Raw genomic sequence first — 7,748 nt, forward strand, 5'->3', positions numbered from 1 at the left:
TACGACGGGCACACTGACACCGTCTATGTCGTGAAAAGCACGGAACGGGAACGGCACTGAGTCCCGTACGTGGGCATCGAAGGGGGAACCGTGAAATCCGTAGTTATCGCTGCGGCGGCGTTGGCCGTCGTCGGGGGGTCGGCCGCAGGCGTGCCTTCCGACGCGGCGTCATCCGCGCCGTGGGGTGGTCAGGCTCAGGTGCGACTGGCCGCCATCACCGACGCCGGCGCACCGTTGCCGCAGGATCCGCCGCCGGCGCCAAACCTGCCGACCGCGGACCAGCTTTCCGGTCTCTGCAACCAGGCCACCGATCCCGGCGTGTCGTATACGACCAAGACCAACCTGGTCGAAAACGGCATCACCCCGGACGAGGGCCACGTGGCCGACCACGACCTGCGAAAGGCATACCGGGAGGGCAAGTTTCCCGAGCAGTTCAACGTGACGAATATCGCGCCGGCCGGTCCGAATGCGGTTGCGGACGTGGCCATTTCGGGTCCGAAGTTCGCCGGGCCGGTGACCAAGCAACTCATGTTCGTCAACCAAGGTGGCAACTGGATACTGTCGCACGACTCCGCGCTGGCTCTGCTTCAGGCGGCGACGAGCTAACCGTCGACAGCGCTCAGGTCCAAACTGCCGATGCGCTGCGGGTCGGCGAGCACGTCGATCGCGGCGATCCGCCCGTCGCGTACCAGGAAACCCATCACCGCTGACGGCTGGCCGGCGACGAAGATGACGGCGCCGGCGGCGCCGTTGACGGTGGCGGCGCGCACCTCGCGTTCCGGTCCGGCGTAGCTGCGGGCCAGCTTGGCCACCGAGGACGCGCCCTCGGCCCGGAATCCGGCGGCACGCCCGGCCTTCGTCGCACCGAAGTCGCCGCGCAACACGACGTCGGGATCCAGCACCGAAACCAGCCGGTCGAAGTCGCCGCTGCGTCCCGCCGCGAAGAAGGCAGCGACCGCGTCGTGCTGCGCGGCCAGCTCACCGTCGGGAACTGGGCCCGCCTGCCGGATGCGCCGACGGGCGCGGCTGGCGAGTTTGCGGGTAGCCTCCGCCGAACGGTCCAGGATGGGGGCGATCTGGTCGAACGGAACGGCGAACGCGTCGTGCAGCACAAAGGCGAGCCGCTCCGCGGGCGGCAACGTATCGAGCACCACGAACAGCGCCAGGCCCACCGCGTCCGCCAGCATCGCGCGATGTTCGGGGTCGAATTCGCCGACGGCGTCCACGATCGGGTCCGGCAGCTGCTCGACAACGTCCTCGCGGCGATCACGCAGGGTGTTCAGGCAGATCCGTGCCACCACCGTCGTCAGCCACGCGTCGAGGTTCTCGATCGGCTGGTCGGTGCGGCTCAGTCGCAGCCACGCTTCCTGCACCGCGTCCTCGGCATCGTCGATCGAGCCCAGCATTCGGTAGGCCACCGCGCGCAGTTGGGGTCGGGCGGCCTCGAACCCGGCCGTCAGCGCCTCGCTCATGCGGAATCGGGCAGCGCGCACACCCTCCCCGCGGAGAAGCCCGAGGAGCCGATGTCCAGCGCCAGGTTGAACCGGGCCCGCAGGTTGCCCAGCGTGATGATGTGGGTCAGGGCGACGAGTTGGGCGGTGTCGAAATGGGCGCGCAGGGCGTCGAAAAGTTGGTCGCCCACCTCGACCGGCGTTCGGCTGACGGCGGTGGCGTAGTCCAGGATCAACTTTTCGACGTCGGAGAAGCACGAGGCGTTTCGATAGTCGGCCATCGCCAGCAGTTCCTCATCAGTGAACCCCAATCCCCGCGCGATCTGGGAACCGAGATCAATGCAGTATTCGCAGCGCACCGTCGTCGCCGACTTCAGTTCGGCCAGCGCGCGGTGCCGGGCACTCAGGACATCCAGCTTGGACTCCGCCTGTTCCAGCCTGCCGTAGGCGTTCAGCAGCCTGGGAATGTAGGCATACATCCGGAGCGGTTCGAGCATTTCGGCCGTCTCCAACCCGGCCATCTTGGCCAGCTTGCGTCTGGTGAAGAAGAAGGCGATCCTGGCGCCCAGGCCGGCGTCGCTGTCGGAAACTCCCTTGAGGCGGGACATGGCTCGCTCCTGCGGCTCGTGGTCTTTACTACTTGACACGCGGGCGCGCCAAAACGTGACCGTAGCTAGCTCTTCGCCGCGCTGGCGATCGCCACCGGGCCTGATGGTGGCGAACCGCTGCGCCCGGCTTCGCCGCGCTGGCGATCGCCACTAGGTGACCTGGCCCAGCGGCATATCCATGTCGAACACCCGCGCATGCAGCACGACGCGATTTCGCAGCGCCGCGCGCACCGCCCGGTGCAGGCCGTCTTCCAGATACGTGATGCCACGCCATTTCACCGCGTGGGGGAAAAGGTCGCCGTAGAAGGTGGAATCCTCCGACAGCAGGCGGTCCAGCGCCAGCACCGTCGTGGTTGTGACCAACTCGTCGAGGCGAATCTGCTGCGGGGGTATGCGGGACCAGTCCTTATAGGTCAACCCATGTTCGGGGTACGGCTTGCCTTCCCGCACACCCTTGAAAATCATGGTGGAAAGGCTATCTCGGATCGGTATCTGCGGCTGTCCTCAGCTCCCACCGGTGAGGTCGGAACCCAACCAATCTGTGTCCAGACCCTAAAATGAACGTGATCAGGGAGGTGGGTTCCGATGAGCAATGCCGACGAACGTCGTTTCGAGGTGTTGCGCGCCATCGTCGCCGACTTCGTCGCCACCAAGGAGCCCATCGGTTCGAAGTCCCTAGTGGAGCGGCACAACCTGGGCGTATCCAGCGCCACCGTCCGCAACGATATGGCGGTGCTGGAGGCCGAGGGGTACATCGCCCAGCCGCACACCAGCTCAGGGCGGGTGCCCACGGAAAAGGGCTACCGCGAGTTCGTAGACCGGCTCGACGACGTCAAGCCGCTGTCATCGGCCGAACGCCGCGCGATCCAGGGCTTCCTGGAATCCGGTGTGGACCTCGACGATGTGCTGCGTCGCGCGGTGCGGTTGCTGGCCCAGCTGACCCGCCAGGTGGCCGTGGTGCAGTACCCGACCTTGTCGACGTCGACCGTGCGGCATCTGGAAGTGATCGCGCTGACGCCGGCCCGCTTGCTGATGGTGGTCATCACCGAGTCCGGTCGGGTGGACCAGCGCATCGTCGAACTCGGCGACGTCATCGACGATCACCAGCTGTCCCAGCTGCGCGAAGCCCTCGGCCAGGCGCTGGAAGGCAAGAAGCTCTCGGCCGCCTCGGTGGCGGTGGCCGACCTCGCCGGACAGCTGCGCGGCGCCGGAAGGTTGGGCGACGCGGTCGGCCGCTCGGCGACGGTGTTGCTGGAGTCGCTGGTGGAGCACACCGAAGAACGTTTGCTGCTGGGCGGCACGGCCAACCTGACCCGCAATGCCGCGGACTTCGGTGGTTCGTTGCGGTCCGTCCTCGAAGCGCTCGAGGAGCAGGTGGTGGTGTTGCGGCTGCTGGCCGCCCAGCAGGAAGCCGGCAAAGTGACGGTACGCATTGGGCACGAGACGGAGGCCGAGCAGATGGTCGGCACCTCGATGGTGTCCACTGCTTACGGCACCAGCGACGCCGTCTACGGCGGGATGGGTGTGCTGGGACCGACCCGGATGGACTATCCGGGAACCATGGCGAGTGTCGCGGCGGTTGCCATGTATATCGGCGAAGTTCTGGGTGCTCGATGACCGCGCACCCGCTGCACAGTTCGTTCACGGCCTGAGAAGGCGCAAGGAAGGTTAGTCGTGGCACGCGATTACTACGGGATGCTCGGTGTGAGCAGGAACGCCAGCGATGCGGAGATCAAGCGCGCGTATCGCAAGCTGGCGCGCGAACTGCATCCTGACATCAATCCCGATGAGGCGGCGCAGGCGAAATTCAAGGAGATCAGCGCCGCCTACGAGGTGCTCAGCGACCCGGAGAAGCGCCGCGTCGTCGACCTGGGCGGCGATCCTTTGGAGAGCGCAGGCGCATCGGCCGGTGGCTTCGCCGGCTTCGGTGGTTTGGGCGACGTCTTCGAGGCCTTCTTCGGGGGCGGCTTCGGCGGGGGTTCGACGTCCCGCGGCCCCATCGGCCGGGTCCGTCCGGGATCGGACTCGCTGCTGCGCCTGCGGCTCGATCTCGAAGAATGCGCCGCCGGGGTCACCAGGCAGGTCACCGTCGATACCGCGGTGCTGTGCGACCGGTGTCAGGGCAAGGGCACCAACGGGGATTCCGCGCCGATACCGTGCGACACCTGCGCCGGTCGCGGGGAGGTGCAGACCGTCCAGCGCTCGCTGCTGGGGCAGATGATGACCTCGCGGCCGTGTCCCACCTGTCGTGGCGTCGGGGTGGTGATCCCCGATCCGTGCCACCAGTGCATGGGCGACGGCCGGGTGCGGGCCCGTCGGGACATCAGCGTCAAGATCCCCGCCGGTGTCGGCGACGGGATGCGGGTCCGGCTCGCCGCCCAGGGCGAGGTCGGGCCCGGGGGCGGGCCGGCCGGCGATCTGTACGTCGAGGTCCACGAGCAGGCCCATGACATCTTCGTCCGCGACGGCGACGACCTGCACTGCACGGTTTCACTGCCGATGGTGGACGCGGCGCTCGGCACCACGGTCACCGTGGAGGCGATCATGGACGGGCTCAGCGAGATCACCATTCCGCCTGGCACGCAACCTAATTCGGTAATCACACTGCGCGGCCACGGGATGCCGCAGCTGCGGTCCGCCACCCGGGGCAACTTGCACGTTCATGTCGAGGTGGTGGTTCCCACCCGCCTGGATCACCACGACAGCGATCTGCTGCGCGAGCTGAAGAATCGACGCACCCGCGACGTGGCCGAGGTTCGCTCCACACACAGCGGCACCAACGGAGGTCTCTTCAGCCGGCTGCGCGAGACCTTCACCGGGCGCTAACCCCAGGCCCGCCATGGTGGCGACGCTGTTCTACGTCGACGCGCTGCCCGATGCCGGCGACGTGGCGGTGGTGGCCGGCGACGAAGGCTTTCACGCGGCCTCGGTGCGCCGGATCCGTCCCGGCGAGGAGCTGGTGCTCGGCGACGGCGCGGGTGGGTTGGCGCACTGCCGCGTCGAGCAGGCCGGCCGCGAGGGGCTACGGGCCCGGGTGCTGGGTCGCTGGAGCGTCTCGGCGCCGCGCCCGGCGGTGACCGTCGTACAGGCGTTGCCCAAGTCCGACCGCTCCGAGTTGGCGATCGAACTGGCCACCGAGGCCGGCGCCGACGCCTTCGTGGCCTGGCAGGCGGCGCGCTGCGTGGCCAGCTGGGACGGCGAGCGGGCGGGTAATGGCCTGCGGCGCTGGCGTGCGGTCGCCCGGTCGGCCGCGCGGCAATCGCGTCGCGCATACATTCCGCCCGTCGACGGCGTGCTGGCGACCGCGGCGCTGACCCGGCGGATCCGTAATGAGGTGGCCGCCGGAACGGCCGTGCTGGTCTTGCATGAGTCGGCGACCTTGGGGCTCGCGGAAGTCACTCTGGCGCAAGCCGATTCGCTGATGCTCGTGGTGGGTCCGGAGGGCGGCATCGCAGCGGAGGAACTCGACGTGCTGACCGACGCGGGCGCGGTTGCCGTCCGGCTCGGGCCGACAGTACTGCGCACGTCGACCGCGGCCGCCGTGGCATTGGGCGCGCTGGGCGTGCTCACCAAGCGGTGGGACCTAGACGCAGGCAGGCCAGAGCATCGACTGTGAATTTGACGACGAGACATGCCGGTGAAGCGTCGTCAGATGCACAGTGGGTGCTCGGTCGGGTGTCGAATCGTTGGGACGCGGTCCTGCCCCGGCGGTAGACTGAGCCCTCTAGTCCCACTGGCCAGAAAGCAGGCACCCGAAGGTCTTGGAAACCACGTGACGCCCCGCGAAACCCGCGCCGCCGACGCGGCTGGAGCCCGGCAGGCTGACGCTCAGGTTCGCAGCAGCATCGATGTTCCGCCCGACTTCGTGGTGGGCCTGCTGGGTTCGGCCGACGAAAATCTGCGGGCTCTGGAACGCGTCCTCGATGCGGACCTGCATGTGCGCGGCAACACCGTCACCATTGCGGGAGAGCCCGCCGACGTCGCGCTGGCCGAGCGGGCGATCTCCGAGCTGATCGCGATCGTCGCGAGCCGCCAGCCGCTGACCCCCGAGGTGGTGCGGCACAGCGTCGCCATGTTGCTGGGTACCGGCAACGAGTCGCCGGCCGAGGTGCTGACCCTGGACATCCTGTCCCGGCGCGGCAGGACGATCCGGCCCAAGACGCTCAACCAGAAGCGTTACGTCGATGCGATTGACGCCCACACCATCGTGTTCGGGATCGGCCCGGCCGGCACCGGCAAGACCTACCTGGCCATGGCCAAGGCGGTCAATGCTTTACAGACCAAACAGGTGACCCGCATCATCCTGACCCGTCCCGCGGTGGAAGCCGGTGAGCGCCTTGGCTTCCTGCCGGGAACACTGAGCGAGAAGATCGACCCTTACCTACGGCCGCTGTATGACGCCCTGTACGACATGATGGATCCCGAGCTGATCACGAAGCTGATGTCGGCCGGGGTCATCGAGGTCGCTCCGCTGGCTTATATGCGGGGGAGGTCGCTTAACTCGGCGTTCATTGTGCTCGACGAGGCGCAGAACACCACCCCCGAGCAGATGAAGATGTTCCTCACGCGCCTGGGTTTTGGATCGAAGATGGTCGTCACGGGCGACGTGACCCAGATCGACCTGCCGGGCGGAGCTCGATCGGGCTTGCGAGCCGCGGTCGACATCCTCGAGGACATCGAAGACATTCACATCGCGGAGCTGACCAGCGCCGATGTGGTCCGGCACCGGCTGGTCTCCGAGATCGTCGACGCATACGCACGCTACGAAGAGCCCGGGTCCGCGATGAATCGGGCGACCCGGCGCGCGTCGGGCTCGCGCAGTCGTCGATGATGGATGATTTTGTGAGCGTCTGATGAGCATCGAAGTGTCTAATGAGTCGGGCGTCGACGTCGCCGAAACCGAACTGGTCAGCGTCGCACGGTTTGTCATCGCCAAGATGAATGTCAACCCCAGCGCCGAGCTGTCGATGGTGCTGTTGGACACCGCCGCGATGGCCGACCTGCACATGCGCTGGATGGACCTGCCCGGGCCCACCGACGTGATGAGCTTCCCGATGGACGAGCTCGAGCCGGGTGGTCGCCCCGATGCGCCCGAGCCGGGCCCGTCCATGCTGGGCGATATCGTGCTGTGCCCCGAGTTCGCCGCCGAGCAGGCGGCCGCGGCAGGCCACAGCCTGGGACACGAGTTGGCTTTGTTGACGATTCACGGTGTGCTGCATCTGCTCGGCTATGACCACGGCGAGCCGGACGAGGAACGCGAGATGTTTGCCCTGCAGGATCGGCTGCTCGAAGAGTGGGTCGCCGAGCAGGTCGAGGCCTACCAGCAGGACCGTCAAGAGGAGCGGGACCGCCGACTGCTCGACAAGTCAAGGTACTTCGATACCTGAACCGCTGTGCCCTGACCTGCGGTGATGAGTCAACTGCCATGCGCATTGGTGCCAACCGCCAAATACGCGGGAAGCAGCCCGGCCGGTAGGCGGGCCGGTGACAAAGGGCAGCGGGGCGACGGGCGCCTCGACGATGGTGCGCCAGGCGACTACCCGCGGGCCTTGGATACGCGGCCGCCGCAAGGAATGGACGACACGCAGTTTTCGCCGCGCTGCTCCGGGTACCCGCGCCTCAGCGCCGCAATTTCGCGGGCAGCCAAGGAGATATCGAAATGACCAATCAGAATGACGAACAGTCCAAA

9 protein-coding genes are annotated in these 7,748 nt (G+C 67.3%); 6 read left to right on the forward strand and 3 right to left on the reverse strand.

The genetic code is table 11. The annotated features are described in order from the left end of the window. The first annotated feature begins 75 nt into the window (after positions 1–75). Positions 76–606: a hypothetical protein gene (locus tag JO236_RS00730; protein WP_416362124.1), complete on the forward strand. Its 531-nt coding sequence runs from the start codon at positions 76–78 to the stop codon at positions 604–606. Here JO236_RS00730 and JO236_RS00735 read toward each other — a convergent pair. From JO236_RS00735 to JO236_RS00745, 3 genes are all read right to left on the reverse strand, one after another. After that, positions 603–1,472 carry a sigma-70 family RNA polymerase sigma factor gene (locus JO236_RS00735; protein WP_293323305.1) on the reverse strand — a complete coding sequence of 290 codons (870 nt, stop codon included), beginning with the start codon at positions 1,470–1,472 and terminating at the stop codon, positions 603–605. The genes JO236_RS00730 and JO236_RS00735 overlap by 4 nt on opposite strands. Then, positions 1,469–2,059 (reverse strand): carboxymuconolactone decarboxylase family protein, encoded by a 591-nt coding sequence (locus tag JO236_RS00740; RefSeq protein ID WP_293323308.1) that lies wholly within the window; start codon positions 2,057–2,059, stop codon positions 1,469–1,471. The genes JO236_RS00735 and JO236_RS00740 overlap by 4 nt, the downstream gene beginning before the upstream one ends. Positions 2,060–2,209: 150 nt before the next feature. Then, positions 2,210–2,524 (reverse strand): type II toxin-antitoxin system VapB family antitoxin, encoded by a 315-nt coding sequence (locus JO236_RS00745; protein ID WP_293323311.1) that lies wholly within the window; start codon positions 2,522–2,524, stop codon positions 2,210–2,212. Between the two features lie 120 nt (positions 2,525–2,644). Between JO236_RS00745 and hrcA the strand changes: the two genes are divergently transcribed. The 5 genes from hrcA to ybeY all read left to right on the forward strand — a co-directional run bounded on the left by hrcA (position 2,645) and on the right by ybeY (position 7,446). Next, complete coding sequence (hrcA, locus tag JO236_RS00750; RefSeq protein WP_293323314.1) at positions 2,645–3,676, forward strand: heat-inducible transcriptional repressor HrcA; 1,032 nt, start codon at positions 2,645–2,647, stop codon at positions 3,674–3,676. 57 nt (positions 3,677–3,733) lie between these two features. Continuing rightward, on the forward strand, positions 3,734–4,885 hold the full coding sequence (dnaJ, locus tag JO236_RS00755; protein WP_293323317.1) for a molecular chaperone DnaJ: 1,152 nt from the start codon (positions 3,734–3,736) through the stop codon (positions 4,883–4,885). A gap of 13 nt (positions 4,886–4,898) precedes the next feature. Beyond that, positions 4,899–5,675: a 16S rRNA (uracil(1498)-N(3))-methyltransferase gene (locus JO236_RS00760; RefSeq protein ID WP_293323320.1), complete on the forward strand. Its 777-nt coding sequence runs from the start codon at positions 4,899–4,901 to the stop codon at positions 5,673–5,675. A 156-nt stretch (positions 5,676–5,831) separates the two neighbouring features. Then, the gene (locus tag JO236_RS00765) at positions 5,832–6,890 is read left to right on the forward strand and encodes a PhoH family protein (protein WP_293323323.1); all 1,059 of its coding nucleotides are present in this window, start codon (positions 5,832–5,834) and stop codon (positions 6,888–6,890) included. A gap of 22 nt (positions 6,891–6,912) precedes the next feature. Further along, complete coding sequence (gene ybeY, locus JO236_RS00770) at positions 6,913–7,446, forward strand: rRNA maturation RNase YbeY (RefSeq protein ID WP_293323326.1); 534 nt, start codon at positions 6,913–6,915, stop codon at positions 7,444–7,446. Positions 7,447–7,748 lie beyond the last annotated feature (302 nt).

The sequence above is a fragment of the Mycobacterium sp. genome, from assembly GCF_019247635.1.
GTDB lineage: Bacteria > Actinomycetota > Actinomycetes > Mycobacteriales > Mycobacteriaceae > Mycobacterium.